Consider the following 17,993-nt stretch of genomic DNA (forward strand, 5'->3'; position numbering starts at 1 on the left):
CCACAAACGTGCCGAACTCTGTGCCCCCACGCTCGGCACTGCGTGTCCTCGCTGCCCCCCGAGGGGGCTGCGCCCGCCTTGGGGCGGCCCGGCGGCGGGCGCAGCCTCGCACCGCACCCAAAGCAGCGATTCGACCGGCAGCCCCTGGGCCGCCAGCGCCGGGCCAAAGGGCTCCTGCGGCGCGCCGATCAGCACCACCGGCCCGGAACGCTCTCGCACCGCCTGCGCCAGCGCGGGCAGCAGCAGCTGCCAGGCATGGGCTTCGGGCGCGGCCTGCAGCAGCTCGGTCATCGCGCCCACCGGCCAGCCGCCGCCGGGCAGCTCCGCATCGAGGGCCGCATGGCCCGTGCCGATGACCCGGCCATCGGCCTGGCCCAGCGCATCCCCGCTCCACAGCTTGTGGCGCGCGGCGGCGGAGAGAGTGTCGAAGGAAGGCAGGCCCATGGTGTCTTGGGAGGCATCCGCTGAACTCAGCGATTGCCCGGAGTACTGTATGAATATACATGCATCCGGGCTGCTGCACCACCGGCGCACACCTTGGCTATGTCGGGGGTGGGGGGGCTACGTCGTCCTGGAGTCCGGCGGCGGGGGGCCTGTGCCGCTGAGCGGCCCCGCCGCCTTCACTTCGCTACCATGCGGGCGCACCCGCCCGGAACACGCATGAAGCCCCCGTCAACGAAGCCCCAGAACATCGCCTTCCACCATCCCCTCGCCTTCTGGATCGGCTGTATCGCCATCATCGGCGGCGTGCTCGCGCACGTGCCGATGTTCATGATGGGCCGCCACACCGGCTGGCAGATGGTCGGCATGGAGATGGACGCGACCATGCTCACCGGCATGGCCATGATCCCGCTGGGCGTCCTGCTGGCCATGTACGGCCTGATGCCGCGCATCGCGCAGATGAAGAAGAGCCTGCACGGCGACCGTCACCTGCAGTTCCACGTGGCCGATGGCGTGCCGCTCAATCGGGAGCACTGGAAGCTGGTGATCGTCCTGGTGATCGCGCTGGCGGTGGACGTGCTCAAGCCGGCGACGCTGGGCTTCGTGATGCCGGGCATGACGACGGAATACGAGATCAGCAAGCAGACCGCCGGCATCCTCGCGCTGGTGGCGCTGACCGGCACCACCGTCGGCTCGGTGCTCTGGGGCCGGATGGCCGACGTATTCGGCCGGCGCGCGGCCATCCTGCTGTCGGCGCTGATGTTCATCGGCACGGCCATCTGCGGCGCGATGCCGACCTTCGGCTGGAACCTCGCCATGTGCTTTTTGATGGGCGCCTCCGCCGGCGGCCTGCTGCCCATCACTTTCACCCTGATGGCCGAAACGGTGCCGGCCGCCCATCGCGGCTGGCTGCTGGTGGCGCTGGGCGGCGTCGGCACCTCGGCCGGCTACCTGCTGGCGGCGGGATCGGCCGCACTGCTGGTGCCGGAATTCAGCTGGCGCGCGCTGTGGCTGCTCGGGCTGCCGACGGGGCTGCTGATCATCTTCCTGGGCCGCTACATCCCTGAATCGCCACGCTTCCTGGCCAACGCGGGACTGGACGACGAGGCGCGCGCGGTGCTCGCGCGCTTCGCCAGGGCGCGGGCCGGCACGAGTGCGACGGCCGAGGCCGCGCCCGCTGCGGTGATCGCCGAGGCGGAGCCGCCGGCCGCCGGCATCGCCCAGCTGCTGCAAGGCCCGCACGCGCGGATCACCTGGGGCCTGATGGTCTGCGGCGTGGCCTGGGGCCTGGTGAACTTCGGCTTCCTGCTGTGGCTGCCGACCAACCTGGGCAGCATGGGCATGGACGCCACCGCCGCCAGCGCTCTGCTGGCGCGCTCGGCGCTGCTGGCCCTGCCCGGCATCGCGCTGGTGATCTGGCTCTACCACCGCTGGAGCAGCATCGGGGCGCTGGTGCTTTTCATCGCGCTCACGACGGCCACCTTGCTGATCTTCTTCGGGCTCGGCCTGGCGCGGGTCCAGTCGAGCATGGCGATGGTGCTGACCACCGCGCTGCTGCTGGTGAGTTCCAGCGGCGTGATCGCAATGCTCATTCCCTACGCGGCCGAGATCTACCCGGTGCACCTGCGCGGCACCGGCTCGGGGGTGGTCGCGGCCGGTTCCAAGTTCGGCGGCATCCTGGGCGCGGGCTTCGGGGTGCTCGGCGTGTTCGGCCATTTCGCCGCCTCGGCCCTCCTGATCGCGCTGCCGATGGCGGTGGCGGCCTTCATGCTGGCGCGCAGCGGCATCGAGACGCGCGGGCGCGGGCTGGAGGACATCCAGGAAGCCCTGGGTACAAGCCGTGGCAGCACGCCTTGAAAACCTGAAGCCACACATCCCCGCCCTCATCGCTCTTATCCGCAATAAGCATTCCATCGGCCCGCAAGCCGCATGGAGACTGGTGAATAAGCTTATCCGCATAAAGCGCGAACCAAAAAATCGTTTGGTTCCATAAGCGTCGCTTCTAAAGTCACGGCCTCGTTGAGGGGGCGTGGACGCACCCCTCCCAGCAGCCAAGAAAACACGATGTACCAATACACAGACTTCGACCGCCAGTTCGTGCAGCAGCGCGCTGCGCAATTCCGGGACCAGCTCGAACGCTGGCAGGCCGGCAAGCTCTCCGAGGACGAATTCCGGCCGCTGCGCCTGCAGAACGGCTGGTACGTGCAGCGCTACGCGCCCATGCTGCGGGTGGCGGTGCCCTACGGCGAGCTGTCCAGCGCCCAGCTGCGCGTGCTGGCCCGCATCGCCCGCGAATACGACGAGCCCGAAGCCGAGGTCTACAAGAATGCCCTGAAGACGCAGGGCAAGCTGGGTACGCACAAGCTGCCCACGCACTACGGCCACTTCACCACGCGCCAGAACGTCCAGTACAACTGGATCCCGCTGGCCAAGTCGGCCGACGTGATGGACCTGCTCGCCTCGGTCGACATGCACGGCATCCAGACCAGCGGCAACTGCATCCGCAACATCACCAGCGACGAGCGCGCCGGCATCGCCATCGACGAAGTGGCCGATCCGCGCCCCTTCGCCGAGATCATGCGCCAGTGGAGCACGCTGCATCCCGAGTTCGCCTTCCTGCCGCGCAAGTTCAAGATCGCCATCACCGGCGCCTCGGAGGACCGCGCCGCCACCGGCTGGCATGACGTGGGCCTCAAGCTCCTGAAGAACGAAGCCGGCGAACTCGGCTTTCGCGTGCAGGTCGGCGGCGGCATGGGCCGCACGCCCATCGTCGGCACCGTGCTGCGCGAGTTCCTGCCCTGGAACCAGATCATGAATTACCTGGAAGCCGTGGTGCGGGTCTACAACCGCTACGGCCGGCGCGACAACATGTACAAGGCGCGCATCAAGATCCTGGTGAAGGCCGAGGGCCAGCGCTACATCGACGACGTCGAGGCCGAGTACAAGCAGATCATCGAACACGACGGCGCGCCGCACACCATTCCGCAGGCCGAGTTCGATCGCGTGGCCGCATCCTTCGTGCCGCCCCAGCTCGCCACCCGCGTGTTCCAGAGCGCCGAGCAGACCGACGCCGAACTGCGTGCGCAGGCCGCGGACGACGTGATGTTCGCGCGCTGGCTGCAGCGCAACGTGGCGCCGCACAAGAACCCGTCGCTGCGTGCGGTCACGCTGTCCTTCAAGCGCATCGGGCAGGCCCCCGGCGACGCTTCGGCCGACCAGCTCGACACCGCCGCCAGGCTGGCCGACCGCTTCTCGGCCGGCGAGGCCCGCGTCACGCACGACCAGAATCTGCTGCTGCCCTGGGTGCATGCCGAAGACCTGCATGCGCTCTGGCTCGCCGCCCGCGAAGCCGGCTTCGCCAGCGCCAACGTGCACCTGCTGACCGACATGATCGCCTGCCCCGGCGGCGACTTCTGCGCGCTGGCCAACGCCCGCTCGATCCCGATCGCCGAGGCCATCACCGAGCGCTACCAGGACCTCGACGAACTCGACGACCTGGGCGAGATCGACCTGCACATCAGCGGCTGCATCAATTCCTGCGGCCACCACCACAGCGGCCACATCGGCATCCTGGGCGTCGACAAGGACGGCAAGGAGTGGTACCAGGTCACGCTGGGCGGCTCCGATGGCTCGGCGCTCTCGGGCGCGGCCCAGCCGGGCAAGGTGGTCGGCCCCTCTTTCTCGGCGGCCGAGGTGCCGGACGTGATCGAAGCCGTGCTCAACACTTACCGCGACACGCGCGAGGCCGGCGAGAGCTTCATCGATGCGCTGCGGCGCGTGGGCATCGAGCCCTTCAAGGCCGCGGCCAACGCCGCGCGCTTCAAGGTGGAGGAAGCAGCATGAGCGCGGCGCAGAACCGCTTCAAGCAAGCTCGCGCCCCCTGGGGGGGCAGCGAGGACACGTCAGTGCCGAGCGTGGGGGCCCTATGAACAAGACTTTGCGCATCCTGTCGGCCGAAGAGCACGTGGACGACGGCAGCCCCAACGTGCTGCAGCTCGACAACGATGCGGACCCGCTCGCGATCGAGGTCTGCCTCGACGACGTCGAGCGCATCGACCTGCACTTCCCGAAGTTCACCGACGGCCGCGCCTACAGCCAGGCCTTCCTGCTGCGCCGCCGCCTGGGCTTCAAGGGCGACATCCGCGCCACCGGCGACGTGCTGATCGACCAGCTGGTGCAGATGCAGCGCACCGGCTTCTCCAGCGCGGTGCTCAAGGAAGGCGTGGACGCCTCCGCCGCACAGCGGCAGTTCGACCGCTTCGCCGCCTACTACCAGGGCGATGCGGTGCAGCCCGCGCCCCACTTCGCGGCGGCGGGATCCTCCGAGTCCGCCCGAGAGGCTTCGGCATGAGCATCGATCTCGCACGCATCAATTCCGAACTGGGCCGCAACGCGGAAGGCCTGGTGGACTGGGCCATCGGCCTGGGCCAGCCCGCGATCGTCACGACGAACTTCCGCCCCTTCGAGGCCGTGATCCTGCACATGGTGACGCGCGCCAAGGCGGATGTGCCCGTGGTCTGGATGGACAACGGCTACAACACCGAGGCCACCTACCGCTTCGCCGACGAGGTGACGAAGCTGCTGGGCCTGCAGCTCCACATCTACCTGCCGCGCCGCTCGCGCGCCCATCGCGAAGCGTTGGAAGGCCCCACGCCCGCGCTCGACGATCCGCGCCACGCGGCCTTCACGGAGGAAGTGAAGCTGGAGCCCTTTGCCCGCGCGCTGCGCGAGACGGCGCCGAAGGTCTGGTTCACCGCGCTGCGGGCCACCGACACGGCCGTGCGCGCGCAGATGGACCCGGTCAGCGTCAACCCGGACGGCCTGATCAAGGTCGCCCCGCTGCTGCACTGGTCGTCCAAGGAGCTGTACGCCTACTGCGAAAAGCACGGCCTGCCCAACAACTTCGACTACGTGGACCCGACCAAGGGCGAAGAGAACCGCGAGTGCGGACTGCATCTCGCGCACTGAGCGCCAACGCCCCGCTTCGCCCCGCTTCGACGATCGATTGCAACACCCAGCACGCCACCCGATGAACGCCCGAACCGACCACGAATTGCTGCTGCAGACCGCGCACGCGCCGGCCCACCTGTCCAATTCCCAGCTCGATGCGCTGGAGGAAGAGACCATCTTCATCCTGCGAGAAGTCGCGGCGTCCTTCGAGCGGCCGACCCTGCTGTTCTCCGGCGGCAAGGATTCGCTGGTGCTGCTGAAGTGCGCCGAGAAGGCCTTCGGCGCGGGCCGGCTGCCCTATCCGCTGCTGATGATCGACACCGGCCACAACTTCCCCGAGGTGACGGCCTTCCGCGACCACCGCGCGCGGGAGCTGGGTGCCGAGCTGATCGTGCGCAGCGTCGAGGATTCGATGGCCCGCGGCACCGTGCGCCTGGCCCACCCGGGCGAGTCGCGCAACGTGCACCAATCGGTCACGCTGCTGGAGGCGATCGAGGAATTCCGCTTCGATGCGCTGATCGGCGGCGCGCGCCGAGACGAGGAAAAGGCCCGCGCCAAGGAGCGCATCTTCTCCCACCGCGATGCCTTCGGCCAGTGGCAGCCCAAGGACCAGCGGCCCGAACTCTGGACCCTGTTCAACACCCGCCTGGCCCCGGGCGAGCATTTCCGCGTGTTCCCGATCTCGAACTGGACCGAGCTGGACGTCTGGCAGTACATCGAGCGCGAGCACGTCGCCCTGCCCTCGATCTACTACACGCACAAGCGCGAAGTGGTGGAGCGCCGCGGCCTGCTCGTGCCCGTGACCGAGCTGACGCCGCCGCGCGACGGCGAGAAGGTCGAAGTGCGCGACGTGCGCTTCCGCACGGTGGGCGACATCACCTGCACCTGCCCGGTCGAGAGCCTGGCCGCCGACGCGGCCGACGTGGTGGTCGAGACGCTGGCGGCCGAAGTCAGCGAGCGCGGCGCGACGCGCATGGACGACAAGACTTCCGAAGCCTCGATGGAGAAGCGCAAGAAGGACGGATATTTCTAGCTCGCCTCCAGGCTTCGCGCACTTCGTGTCGCTTCGCACCCCCCGACCGGGGGCGACACCAGCGGCCCGGCAAAGCCGGCTCCGCGGTGGCCCTGGAATAGCGCCCCAACGGGCAGTTGAGAATCAAATGAACGTGACCACTTCACACGCCGCCGCGTCTTCGTTTCAAGCTGCCGACACTGGCACCGCCCTGCGCTTCATCACCTGCGGCAGCGTCGATGACGGCAAGAGCACGCTGATCGGCCGCCTGCTGGTCGACAGCAAGACCGTGCTGCAGGACCAGCTGGCCGGCGTGCAGCGCGGCGGCGAGACCGACCTCGCCCTGCTGACCGACGGCCTGTCGGCCGAGCGCGAGCAGGGCATCACCATCGACGTGGCGTACCGCTACTTCTCGACCGCGCGGCGCAAGTTCATCATCGGCGACGCGCCGGGTCATGAGCAGTACACGCGCAACATGGTCACAGCCGCGTCCAGCGCCGACGCAGCCGTGGTGCTGGTCGACGCGACCAAGCTGGAATGGGCGGCCGAGGTCAGCGACGGCGAAGTGGTACGCCGCGAGCTGCTGCCGCAGACGCGCCGCCACACGCTGCTGTGCCACCTGCTGCGGGTGCAGTCGATCGTGTTCGCGGTCAACAAGCTGGACGCCATCGCCGATGCCGAACTGGCTTTCGAGCGCATCTCGGCCGCCCTGGCGAGCTTCGCCGAGGCCGCGGGCGTGCAGGTCGCGGCCACGGTGCCGATCTCGGCGCTCAAGGGCTGGAACGTGGCGTCGCGCCATGGTGACTGGTGCGGCTACGAAGGCCCGAGCCTGATCGAGCTGCTGGAAGACCTGCCCGTCACCCAGCAGGACGAAGCCGTGCCCTTCGCCTTCCCGGTGCAGTGGGTCGAGAAGTTTTCCGGCTCGGCCGACACGTCCAAGGGCCGCCGCGTGTTCTGGGGCCGCGTGGCCAGCGGGCACGTCGAACCCGGACAGCGCGTGGCCGTGATGCCCGGCAACCAGACCGCCACCGTGGCCCAGGTGCTCAGCCACACGCGCCAGCCCAAGGCGGTGCACGCGGGCCACAGTGCCGGCATCGTGCTCGACCGTGAGCTCGACGTCTCGCGCGGCGACTGGCTGCTGGCGCCCGAGGCCTTCGAGCCGGTGCGCGAGATCACCGCCACCATCGCATGGCTGGACGACGAGCCGCTGGTCGCCGGGCGCGTCTACTGGGCGCTGCAGGGCCACCGCTGGGTCAAGGCCAAGGTGGCGCGCATCGTCGACCGCGTCAACATCACCACGCTCGAGTCCGAGCCGGCCGAGCGGCTGGAGCCCAATTCGATCGGCGACGTGGTGCTGTCGCTGCAGCAGCCGCTCGTCGTGCTGCCCTTCAAGCAATCGAGGGCACTGGGCTCGCTGGTGCTGGTCGACACCGCCTCGCACAGGACCTCGGCGGCCGTGCTCGTGCAGCCGCCGGCGCCAAGGGCCTAAAATTCAGCGTTTTCTCCAACGATCGATCCCCACCCCGTCATGACCCACGTCGTCTCCGAAGCCTGTATCCGCTGCAAATACACCGATTGCGTCGATGTGTGTCCCGTGGACTGCTTTCGCGAAGGCCCCAACATGCTGGTGATCGACCCGGACGAGTGCATCGATTGCGCGGTCTGCATCCCCGAATGCCCGGTCAACGCGATCTACGCCGAGGAAGACCTGCCCGCCAACCAGTTGGCCTTCATCAAGATCAACGCCGAGCTGGCGGTGGCCGACGGGTGGAAGAGCATCACCAAGCGCAAGCCGGCACTGCCGGATGCCGACGAGTGGAAGGACAAGACCGACAAGATCGGGGAGCTGGTGCGCTGAACGCTCCCGCCGCGCTCCCCGCGCCCATCGAGACCGACGCGCTGGTCATCGGTGCCGGTCCGGTCGGGCTGTTCCAGGCCTTCCAGCTTGGCCTGCTCGAAATCCCTTGCCACATCGTCGATGCGCTGCCAGCCGCGGGCGGCCAGTGCGTCCGGCTCTATGGCGACAAGCCGATCTACGACATCCCGGGCATCCCTGCAACCAGTGGGCAGGGCCTGGCGGACGCGCTGCTGCGGCAGCTCGAGCCGCTGAAGCCCGTTTTCCACTTCGGCCAGCAGGTCCAGACCCTCGAACGGCAGGCCGATCAGCGCCTGCTGCTTCGCACCGATGGCGGCACGGCCTTCCTGGCGAAGACGGTGTTCATCGCGGCCGGTGTCGGCGCCTTCGTTCCCAAGCGCATCGCGCTGGAGGGCATCCAGCGTTTCGAAGGCAGCACGCTTTTCTATCACCCCGATTCCCTGGACCGCTTCGACGGCCAGGCGGTGGTGGTCAACGGCGGCGACGATGCCGGCCTCGCGACGGCGCTGGCTCTGATCGGGCGGGCGCGGCAGGTCACGCTGCTGCACCGCCGCGACGGCTTCCAGGCCGACGACGCGCTGGTGCGCCGGTTTCGCGAGCAGGTGGCGGCCGGTGCCCTGGGCTTCGCGGTCGGCCAACCCATCGCCTTCGACGGCCGGACCCTGGAGATCAACACCCCCGACGCGCAGACCCGCAGCCTGCCGCTCGACGCCCTGATCGCCTGCCTGGGCATCTCGCCCCGCCTGGGGCCGATCGCCGACTGGGGGCTGGAACTGGTGCGCAAGCAGGTCCCGGTGGACACGGAGCGCTTCCAGACGCGCGAGCCGGGCGTGTTCGCGGTCGGCGACGTCAATACCTATCCGGGCAAGAAGAAGCTGATCGTCTGTGGCTTTCACGAAGCGACCCTGGCCGCCTGGGCCGCCACGGAGATCGTGTTCCCGGGCAAGGCCGTGCCGCTGCAGTACACCACCACCAGCACCCGGCTGCATCAGCTGCTGGGGGTGGGCTGACGACCATCAAGCGGCCCGCATCGGCGACCGTTCATCGAACAGTCAGCGCCAGCGTCTACGATTTCCCCCCATGCAGGCATTGAACATCTCGCTCTTCCATGCCATCGCCGCGGGCCATCACCCTGCCTCGCCCTGGCTGCTCTGGTTGGCCGCACGCGTCGCGGAAGGCTCGACCTGGGTGTGTCTGGCGATGATGGCCTGGCTCGCGTGGCGGCAGCCGGCGCAACGGGTCTACGTGCTGGCGGCCCTGTTGGCTGCAGGCGTGGCGTCTGTCCTGGCCCAGCGGTTGGCGGAAGTCATCGGCATGCAGCGGCCCTTTGTGCTGGGCCTGAGCCCTGCCCATATCGAGCACGGCATCCGTGGCACGCTGCCCAGCGCGCATGCCACGGTGATGTTCACGGTGGGCCTTGTGTTCTGCCTCCGCGCGGCCACCCGGTGGCTCGGTATCACCATCCTGGCGATCGCGGCGCTCACAGGCTGGGCACGTGTCTACGTCGGCGTGCATTTCCCCTTGGACATCCTGGCCGGCCTGCTGTTGGCCGGCGTCATCGCCGCGATCTTCTGGGGGCTGGAACGGTGGGGCCGCCGGCTCGTCGCGCCGGCCACTGCGCGCAACGACGACCTGCAAGCGCGCTGACGGGACAGTCGTCGGCGCCGCGCACCCGGCAAGTCAACGCCCGCGCTTGCGCCGGTTGGAGCGGCTGGTCAGCAGGCCCAGCTGGCTGCGCTGGCGGTCGATGCGCGCCTGGCGCCGCTCGTTCTCGCGTTCGACCACCTTGCGCTTGGTGTAGCCCGAGGCATCGGCCCAGGCCCACCAGGCAACCGCCAGCGCGAAGGGAATGAGCACCACCCACCAGCTCCACTGGGCCACGAAGCCGACTTCGAAGAACTTGAGAGCCACGGCGATGAGGCCCAGGAACAGAAACCACATGAAAACCCCTCCGATCGTCCGGCCCCTTCCCGCGAGGGCCGTGCACCGCGCTACCTACAATGGCGTTGGATCCACTTTAACGCACCCACGTCACCTGGCCTTATGAAAAGAGCGTTCCTCGTCGCCGCCCTCGGCCTCGCCGCGGCAGCCCCTGCCCTCGCCGACCTCGCGCTGGCCACCTCCAAGAACTGCATGAGCTGCCACGCCGTGGACCGCAAAGTCCTCGGCCCCTCCTTCAAGGAGGTCGCAGCCAAGTACAAGGACAACAAGGGGGCGGCAGACATGCTGGCCACCAAGATCGTCAAGGGCGGCTCGGGCGTCTGGGGCGCGGTCCCGATGCCCGCCAACAATCAGGTGAGCGAGGCCGACGCGAAGAAGCTGGCGGCCTGGGTGCTCTCCACCAAGTAAGCGCGTCAGACGGCCGGCGGCATGCCGACCGGCTCCCGCGTCTCGCGCCGGCGCTCGAAGCGGTCCTCGAGCTGGCCAATGTGGGCGGCGAGCGCGTTGTCGGTGTGCTCGGAGCGCACCTTGATCATGGTCTCGAGCTGCTCCACCCGTGCCAGCAGCGCCGCATGACGCTCTGCGTTGCGCGCCATGTGGGCGTTCTCCTGTGCCTCGAGAAAGTTGCGCAGTTCCGTGAAGCGCGAGGCCTCGGCCCGATCGGCCAGGTCGCGCTGGGCCTGCATTTCCTTGGTGTGCCGGCGCGTCTCGAGCAGCACGGTGCTCTGCAGGTACACCACGTAGGCGGCGAAGAAGACGCCCAGCAGCACCGTGAGCCCCAGCATGATCAGGCCCAGCGGCGCCGAGACCTCCATGAAGCCGATCGACATCGCGGTGGGCGCGGCCAGCACACCCCAGTTCAGAGCCGCCAGGGCCGCGATCAGCAGCACGATGACCAGGAGCACGCCTGTTCTCAATCCCATGGGAGTCTCTCCTGAAGCTTCGATGGGAACGTTTGTAACGTATCCGGCGCCTCCTGCCTGTCGGACGGGGACGCGGGCCGCCCTGGAGGGCTAGTACGCCTGGCCGAGCTGCTCCAGGATCGCAGGGTTCTCCAGCGTCGAGGTGTCCTGCGTGATGGCCTCGCCCTTGGCGATGCTGCGCAGCAGGCGCCGCATGATCTTGCCGCTGCGCGTCTTGGGCAGGTTCTCGCCGAAGCGGATGTCCTTGGGCTTGGCGATCGGGCCGATCTCCTTGGCGACCCAGTTGCGCAGCTCGGCGGCGATTTGCCTGGCCTCGTCGCCGCTCGGCCGGCCCCGCTTGAGAACGACGAAGGCGCACACGGCCTCGCCCGTCAGGTCGTCGGGCCGGCCGACCACTGCGGCCTCGGCCACCAGGTCGGTCTTGGCGACCAGCGCGGATTCGATTTCCATCGTGCCGAGGCGGTGGCCGGAGACGTTGAGCACATCGTCGATGCGCCCGGTGATGCGGAAGTAGCCGCGGTCGGCGCTGCGCACCGCACCGTCGCCAGCCAGGTAGATGGTGCCGCCCATCTCCTCCGGAAAATAGCTCTTCTTGAAGCGCTCCGGGTCGTTCCAGATGGTGCGGATCATCGAGGGCCAGGGCCGCTTGATGACCAGCATGCCGCCGGCGCCGTTGGGAATGTCCTTGCCGGTCTCGTCGACGATCGCCGCCATGATGCCGGGCAGCGGCAGCGTGCAGGAGCCCGGCACCAGCGGCGTCGCCCCGGGCAACGGCGTGATCACGTGACCGCCGGTCTCGGTCTGCCAGAAGGTGTCGACGATGGGGCACTTCTCGTGGCCCACGTTCCGGTAGTACCACATCCAGGCTTCGGGGTTGATCGGCTCACCCACCGTGCCGAGGATGCGCAGCGAGGAGAGATCCCAGTTCCTGGGGTGCACCTTCTCGTCGCTGTCGGCCGCCTTGATCAGCGAACGGATCGCGGTCGGCGCGGTGTAGAAGACCGTGACCTTGTGCTTCTCGATCATCTGCCAGAAGCGGCCTGCGTGCGGGAAGGTGGGGACGCCCTCGAAGATGACCTGCGTGGCGCCGGCGGCCAGCGGGCCGTAGGCGACATAGGTGTGGCCGGTGATCCAGCCGATGTCGGCGGTACACCAGAAACGGTCCTCGGCACGGATGTCGAAGGTCCAGTCCATCGTGAGCTTGGCCCACAGCAGGTAACCGCCGGTGGAATGCTGCACGCCCTTGGGCTTGCCGGTGGAGCCGGAGGTGTAGAGGATGAAGAGCGGGTGCTCCGCGCCCACGGGCACCGGCGGGCATTCGCTGCTCTGGCCCTTGAGCACCTCGTCGAAGGTCTTGTCGCGGCCTGCGACCATGTTGCATGCGGTCCGGGTGCGCTGGAAGACCAGGACGGTCTTCAGCGTGTCGCAGCCGCCGAGCGCAATGGCGTCGTCGACGATGCCCTTGAGCGGCAGCTCCTTGCCGCCTCGCATCTGGAAGTTGGCGGTGATCACCGCGACCGCACCGGCGTCGATGATGCGCTCCTGCAGCGCCTTGGCCGAGAAGCCGCCGAACACCACGCTGTGCGTGGCGCCGATGCGCGCGCAGGCCTGCATCGCGACCACGCCCTCGATGGTCATGGGCATGTAGACGATGACACGGTCGCCCTTGGCGATGCCCTGCGCCTTCAGCGCGTTGGCGAACTGCGAGACGCGCGCCAGCAGCTCCTTGTAGCTGACCTGCGTGACCGCACCGTCGTCGGCTTCGAAGAGGATCGCGGTCTTGTTCTCGACCGGGGTGCCGACGTGCTTGTCGAGGCAGTTGGCCGAGGCATTGAGCTCGCCGTCGTCGAACCACTTGTAGAACGGCGCATTCGATTCGTCGAGGGTGCGGGTGAAGGGCTTGGTCCACACCACGTTGCTCCTGGCCTGGCGCGCCCAGAAGCCTTCGAAGTCATCGGCGGCCTCCTTGCACAGCGCGTCGTAGGCGGCCATGCCGGAAATTCGGGCGCCCTGCGTGGCACGGGCATCGGGAGGAAAGACTCGGTTCTCGACCAGGACGGACTCGATCGTCGATGCGCTGCTGCTCATTCTTTGTCTCCAGTGACAAGGGGATTGACGGATGCTACTGTCCGCGTCCGCACTTACGGGCGTCTGACGCCCCATGTTAGCGACACGATCGTCACATGGCCGTCCTGGTGGGCACTCTAGAATCGCGCCTTTCCCCGTCATCCCCTCTTCCTTCCCCGACCTGCGTCCCGTCACCGGCCCGCCCCGATGTCCAACCTCGATCCGCTCCTCCAGAACCGCACGGGCAAATCCTCGCCCCTGCGCCCGCTGCCCAACCTGATCTTCGCGAGCCGCTGGCTGCAGCTGCCGCTCTACCTGGGGCTGATCGTCGCGCAAGGCGTGTACGTGGTGCACTTTCTGGTCGAACTGCTGCATCTGGTCGAGGCCGCTTTCGGCAGCGAGGAGGCGCTGAAGTCGCTCATCACCAGCATCGGCTACAAGACCACCGCGCCGATCAACACGCTCAACGAGACGGTGATCATGCTGGTGGTGCTGGCGCTCATCGACGTGGTGATGATCTCCAACCTGCTGATCATGGTGATCGTCGGCGGCTACGAGACCTTCGTCAGCCGCATGAACCTCGAAGGCCACCGCGATCAGCCCGAATGGCTCAGCCACGTGAACGCCTCGGTGCTGAAGGTCAAGCTGGCAACCGCCATCATCGGGATCAGCTCGATCCACCTGCTCAAGACCTTCATCAACGCGGACAACTACTCCGACCGCGTGCTGATCGCGCAGACCGCGATCCACATCGCCTTCCTGCTGTCGGCCATGGCGATTGCCTACACCGACAGACTGATGTCGCCCCCGCCCGGCGGCGGCCACTGACGGCGCCGGCGTCGCGGTTCAGCGGCCGGTCATGTGCTCGGGCACCACCCACTGGTCGAACTGTTCGGCCGTGAGGTGCCCCGAGGCGATCGCCGCCTCGCGCAGGCTGCTGCCTTCCTTGTGCGCCTTCTTCGCGATGAAGGCCGCCTTGTCGTAGCCGATGTGCGTATTGAGCGCCGTGACCAGCATGAGCGAGCGCTGCACCAGCTCCTTGATGCGCTCGCGGTTCGGCTCGATGCCCACGGCGCAATGGTCGTTGAAACTGCGCATGCCGTCGGCCAGGAGCCGCACGCTCTGCAGGAAGTTATGGGCCACCATCGGCCGGAACACATTGAGTTCGAAATTTCCCGAGGCGCCGCCGATGTTGATGGCCACGTCGTTGCCGAACACTTGCGCCGCCAGCATCGTGACCGCCTCGCTCTGGGTCGGGTTGACCTTGCCCGGCATGATGGACGAGCCCGGCTCGTTTTCGGGGATGCTCAGTTCGCCGATGCCGCTGCGCGGGCCGCTGGCCAGCCAGCGCACGTCGTTGGCGATCTTGGTCATGCTGGCCGCCAGGGTCTTGAGCGCGCCATGCGCATGGACCAGGGCGTCGACCGAGGCCATGGCCTCGAACTTGTTGGGCGCGGTCACGAAGGGCAGCCCGGTCAGCCGGGCCAGTTCGGCCGCCACCTGCTCGGCATAGCCCTTCGGCGCATTGAGGCCGGTGCCCACGGCGGTGCCGCCCAGCGCCAGCTCGCACAAGTGAGGCAACGCCGCGCGCACATGGGCCTCGCCGTGGGCCAGTTGCGCCACGTAGCCCGAGAACTCCTGGCCCAGCGTCAGCGGCGTCGCGTCCTGCAGGTGAGTGCGGCCGATCTTCACGATGTCGGCGAAGTCCCGGGACTTCTTCTCCAGCGTGCCGCGCAGCAGCGCGATGGCCGGCAGTAGCCGGTGGGTGATGGCCTCGACCGCCGCCACGTGCATGGCGGTGGGAAACACGTCGTTGGACGACTGGCTGCGGTTCACGTCGTCGTTGGGATGGACCAGGCGCCCTTCGCCACGCTCGCCGCCCAGCAGCTCGCTGGCACGGTTGGCCAGCACCTCGTTGACGTTCATGTTGGTCTGGGTGCCCGAGCCGGTCTGCCACACCACCACCGGGAACTCGCCCTGGTGCCCGCCGGCGATCACCTCGTCGGCTGCCGCGACGATGGCCTGGGTCTTCTTCTCGTCCTGCAGTCCGAGGGCATGGTTCACCGCGGCCGAGGCGCGCTTGACCTTGGCCAGCGCCAGGATGATCTCGCGCGGCTGGCGCTCGCCGGAGATGTCGAAGTTCTGCAGCGAGCGCTGGGTCTGGGCGCCCCACAGCCGGTCGGCCGGGACCTCGATGGGACCGAAGGTGTCGCGTTCGATGCGGGTTCCAGGGGAAATCGTCATGGCGCCATGCTCCAGGGGTCGAAAGGCCGTGCAGTATCGCCCCAAACAAGAACCGCTCGCATTGGGCATCGCATTGCCCGCATTCGCACAGGGGCCCAGCCCTCGTCAGGCTGGGATAATCGCCCGGTTTGCCTGTCCCCCCCTCCCCCACGAAGCACACCATGACCATCATTCAGCAAGCCGACCTGATCGAGTCGGTCGCCGCCGCCCTGCAATACATCAGCTACTACCACCCCAGCGACTACATCGCCCACCTGGCGCGCGCCTACGAGCGCGAGCAGAGCCCCGCGGCCAAGGACGCGATGGCGCAGATCCTCACCAACAGCAAGATGAGCGCCACCGGCCAGCGGCCCATCTGCCAGGACACCGGCATCGTCAACGTCTTCCTCAAGGTGGGCATGGACGTGCGCTGGGGCGGCTTCACCGGCAGCCTCGATGACGCGATCAACGAGGGCGTTCGCCGCGGCTACAACCACCCCGACAACACGCTGCGCGCCTCGGTGGTGGCCGACCCCCAGTTCGACCGCAAGAACACCAAGGACAACACCCCCGCCGTCATCTTCACCGAGATCGTGCCCGGCAACACCGTCGAGGTGACTGTGGCCGCCAAGGGCGGCGGCAGCGAGAACAAGAGCAAGCTGGTCATGCTCAATCCCGGCGACAGCGTGGTCGACTGGGTGCTCAAGACCGTGCCCACCATGGGCGCCGGCTGGTGCCCGCCGGGCATGCTGGGCATCGGCATCGGCGGCACCGCCGAGAAGGCCGCCCTGCTGGCCAAGGAAAGCCTGATGGACGACCTGGACATGCACGAACTGCTGGCCAAGAAGCGCTCCGGCGCCGAACTCGACAAGGTCGAGGCGCTGCGCGTGGAGCTTTACGAGAAGGTCAACGCCCTGGGCATCGGCGCGCAGGGCCTGGGCGGCCTGGCGACGGTGCTGGACGTCAAGATCAAGATGTACCCCACCCATGCGGCCAGCAAGCCGGTGGCGATGATCCCCAACTGCGCGGCCACGCGGCATGCGCACTTCGTGCTGGACGGCTCGGGCCCGGTGTACCTCGAGGCGCCTTCGCTGGACCTCTGGCCCAAGATCGACTGGGCGCCCGACTACAACAAGAGCAAGCGCGTCGACCTGGACAAGCTCACGCCGGAAGAAGTGGCGAGCTGGAAGCCGGGCGACACGCTGCTGCTCAACGGCAAGATGCTCACCGGCCGCGATGCCGCGCACAAGCGCATCCAGGGCATGCTGGCCAAGGGCGAGAAGCTGCCGGTGGACTTCACCAACCGCGTCATCTACTACGTCGGCCCGGTCGACCCGGTCAAGGACGAAGCGGTGGGTCCCGCCGGCCCGACCACGGCCACGCGCATGGACGGCTTCACCGAGATGATGCTGGCACAGACCGGGCTGATCGCGATGATCGGCAAGGCCGAGCGCGGGCCTGTGGCGATCGAAGCCATCAAGAAGCACAAGAGCGCCTACCTCATGGCCGTCGGCGGCGCCGCCTACCTGGTCAGCAAGGCCATCAAGACGGCGAAGGTGGTGGGCTTCGAGGACCTGGGCATGGAAGCCATCTACGAGTTCGACGTGGTGGACATGCCGGTGACCGTGGCGGTCGACGCGGGCGGCACCAGCGCGCACATCACCGGTCCGGCCGAATGGCAGAAGCGCATCGCCACCGGGCAGTTCAAGACCATCATGATGGAAGAGGCTGCTTGAGCAGTCCGGGCGCCTCTGCAGAGCGGCCGATCGGCGTCTTCGACAGCGGCGTCGGCGGCCTCAGCGTGTTGAATGCGCTGCGCGAGGAATTGCCCCGCGAGCGCTTCGTGTACTTCGCCGACAACGGCCACGCGCCCTACGGCGAGCGCGGCGATGCCTACGTGGCGCAGCGCACCGCTGCGGTGGCCCGCTACCTGCGCGAGCGGCATGGCATCAAGGCGCTGGTGGTCGCATGCAATACGGCCACGGCGGCCGCGATCCATGCGTTGCGCGACGAGCACCCGGACCTGCCGGTGGTCGGCGTCGAGCCGGCGCTCAAGCCAGCGGTGGCCGCGAGCCGCACCGGCCACGTCGCGGTGATCGCGACGCGGGTCACGCTGGAGAGCCGCAAGTTCGAGGCCCTGCGTGCCTCTCTGGCGGGCCAGGCGGTGTTCCACGTCGTTCCCTGCGACGGCCTGGCGGGCGCCATCGAGCGCGGTGACGATGCCGCGATCGCCCGACTGAGCGAGGGCTATCTGCACGATGCCGGCCGTTTCGGCACCGCGCCGGGCGAGATCGACACGCTGGTGCTGGGCTGCACGCATTACCCCTTCATCGCCGCCGAGTTGCGCCGCCATTGCGGCGAGTCGGTGCGCTTCATCGACACCGGCGCGCCGGTCGCCCAGCAGACGCGGCGGTTGCTGGCGCAGGCCGGGCAACTGGCCGGCGATGGCGATGGCTCGGTCATGCTCGTCAGCAGTGGGGCGCCGAGCGCACTCGACGCCGCGGCCGCGCGCTGGCTGGTCCGCCCTGCCGCCGGCGCGGTCCTTGCCACGGCTTGATTC

Annotated in this window: 17 protein-coding genes and 1 pseudogene; 13 read left to right on the top strand and 5 right to left on the bottom strand. The window is 68.2% G+C overall.

Annotation, left to right across the window (positions count from 1 at the left end; translation table 11 throughout):
- A pseudogene (locus ABEA07_RS05795) lies at nt 1-444 on the bottom strand (hypothetical protein); the annotation flags it as partial.
- A 216-nt stretch (nt 445-660) separates the two neighbouring features.
- Between ABEA07_RS05795 and ABEA07_RS05800 the strand changes: the two are divergent.
- From ABEA07_RS05800 to ABEA07_RS05840, 9 genes are all read left to right on the top strand, one after another.
- Nucleotides 661-2,298, top strand: a complete 1,638-nt coding sequence (locus ABEA07_RS05800; RefSeq protein WP_345536478.1) for an MFS transporter — start codon at nt 661-663, stop codon at nt 2,296-2,298.
- Nucleotides 2,299-2,505: 207 nt separating this feature from the next.
- On the top strand, nt 2,506-4,284 hold the full coding sequence (locus tag ABEA07_RS05805; protein ID WP_345536479.1) for a nitrite/sulfite reductase: 1,779 nt from the start codon (nt 2,506-2,508) through the stop codon (nt 4,282-4,284).
- Between the two features lie 82 nt (nt 4,285-4,366).
- The gene (locus tag ABEA07_RS05810) at nt 4,367-4,792 is read left to right on the top strand and encodes a DUF934 domain-containing protein (protein ID WP_345536480.1); all 426 of its coding nucleotides are present in this window, start codon (nt 4,367-4,369) and stop codon (nt 4,790-4,792) included.
- On the top strand, nt 4,789-5,409 hold the full coding sequence (locus ABEA07_RS05815; protein ID WP_345536481.1) for a phosphoadenosine phosphosulfate reductase domain-containing protein: 621 nt from the start codon (nt 4,789-4,791) through the stop codon (nt 5,407-5,409). The genes ABEA07_RS05810 and ABEA07_RS05815 overlap by 4 nt, the downstream gene beginning before the upstream one ends.
- A gap of 61 nt (nt 5,410-5,470) precedes the next feature.
- A complete protein-coding gene (gene cysD, locus ABEA07_RS05820) occupies nt 5,471-6,424 on the top strand; it encodes a sulfate adenylyltransferase subunit CysD (protein ID WP_345536482.1) in 954 nt (317 codons plus the stop codon).
- Nucleotides 6,425-6,551: 127 nt separating this feature from the next.
- The gene (locus ABEA07_RS05825; protein ID WP_345536483.1) at nt 6,552-7,892 is read left to right on the top strand and encodes a sulfate adenylyltransferase subunit 1; all 1,341 of its coding nucleotides are present in this window, start codon (nt 6,552-6,554) and stop codon (nt 7,890-7,892) included.
- A 39-nt stretch (nt 7,893-7,931) separates the two neighbouring features.
- Nucleotides 7,932-8,261 (top strand): ferredoxin FdxA, encoded by a 330-nt coding sequence (gene fdxA, locus ABEA07_RS05830; protein WP_345536484.1) that lies wholly within the window; start codon nt 7,932-7,934, stop codon nt 8,259-8,261.
- Nucleotides 8,219-9,289, top strand: a complete 1,071-nt coding sequence (locus ABEA07_RS05835) for an NAD(P)/FAD-dependent oxidoreductase (RefSeq protein WP_345536485.1) — start codon at nt 8,219-8,221, stop codon at nt 9,287-9,289. Before fdxA ends, ABEA07_RS05835 begins: the two co-directional genes overlap by 43 nt.
- 70 nt (nt 9,290-9,359) lie before the next feature.
- Nucleotides 9,360-9,926 (top strand): phosphatase PAP2 family protein, encoded by a 567-nt coding sequence (locus ABEA07_RS05840; RefSeq protein WP_345536486.1) that lies wholly within the window; start codon nt 9,360-9,362, stop codon nt 9,924-9,926.
- 33 nt (nt 9,927-9,959) lie between these two features.
- On the opposite strand, the gene ABEA07_RS05845 is transcribed toward ABEA07_RS05840, so the two are convergent.
- Nucleotides 9,960-10,220, bottom strand: a complete 261-nt coding sequence (locus ABEA07_RS05845; protein ID WP_345536487.1) for a TIGR04438 family Trp-rich protein — start codon at nt 10,218-10,220, stop codon at nt 9,960-9,962.
- A 102-nt stretch (nt 10,221-10,322) separates the two neighbouring features.
- Here ABEA07_RS05845 and ABEA07_RS05850 point away from each other — a divergent pair, with 102 nt between their 5' ends.
- Nucleotides 10,323-10,628 (top strand): c-type cytochrome, encoded by a 306-nt coding sequence (locus tag ABEA07_RS05850; protein WP_345536489.1) that lies wholly within the window; start codon nt 10,323-10,325, stop codon nt 10,626-10,628.
- A gap of 5 nt (nt 10,629-10,633) precedes the next feature.
- Here ABEA07_RS05850 and ABEA07_RS05855 read toward each other — a convergent pair whose 3' ends face one another.
- Both ABEA07_RS05855 and acs read right to left on the bottom strand, forming a co-directional pair.
- A complete protein-coding gene (locus ABEA07_RS05855; RefSeq protein ID WP_345536490.1) occupies nt 10,634-11,143 on the bottom strand; it encodes a LapA family protein in 510 nt (169 codons plus the stop codon).
- A 90-nt stretch (nt 11,144-11,233) separates the two neighbouring features.
- Nucleotides 11,234-13,231, bottom strand: a complete 1,998-nt coding sequence (gene acs / locus ABEA07_RS05860; protein WP_345536492.1) for an acetate--CoA ligase — start codon at nt 13,229-13,231, stop codon at nt 11,234-11,236.
- A gap of 186 nt (nt 13,232-13,417) precedes the next feature.
- Here acs and ABEA07_RS05865 point away from each other — a divergent pair, with 186 nt between their 5' ends.
- Nucleotides 13,418-14,038: a YqhA family protein gene (locus tag ABEA07_RS05865; protein WP_345536493.1), complete on the top strand. Its 621-nt coding sequence runs from the start codon at nt 13,418-13,420 to the stop codon at nt 14,036-14,038.
- A gap of 18 nt (nt 14,039-14,056) precedes the next feature.
- On the opposite strand, the gene fumC is transcribed toward ABEA07_RS05865, so the two are convergent.
- On the bottom strand, nt 14,057-15,454 hold the full coding sequence (gene fumC, locus ABEA07_RS05870; RefSeq protein WP_345536494.1) for a class II fumarate hydratase: 1,398 nt from the start codon (nt 15,452-15,454) through the stop codon (nt 14,057-14,059).
- Between the two features lie 161 nt (nt 15,455-15,615).
- Between fumC and ABEA07_RS05875 the strand changes: the two genes are divergently transcribed.
- Nucleotides 15,616-17,169, top strand: coding sequence for a fumarate hydratase (locus ABEA07_RS05875; RefSeq protein ID WP_345536496.1), 1,554 nt, complete (start codon nt 15,616-15,618; stop codon nt 17,167-17,169).
- Nucleotides 17,166-17,990, top strand: a complete 825-nt coding sequence (gene murI / locus ABEA07_RS05880; protein WP_345536497.1) for a glutamate racemase — start codon at nt 17,166-17,168, stop codon at nt 17,988-17,990. Before ABEA07_RS05875 ends, murI begins: the two co-directional genes overlap by 4 nt.
- Nucleotides 17,991-17,993 lie beyond the last annotated feature (3 nt).

The organism is Variovorax defluvii (assembly GCF_039541515.1).
Classification (GTDB): Bacteria; Pseudomonadota; Gammaproteobacteria; order Burkholderiales; family Burkholderiaceae_C; genus Variovorax; species Variovorax defluvii.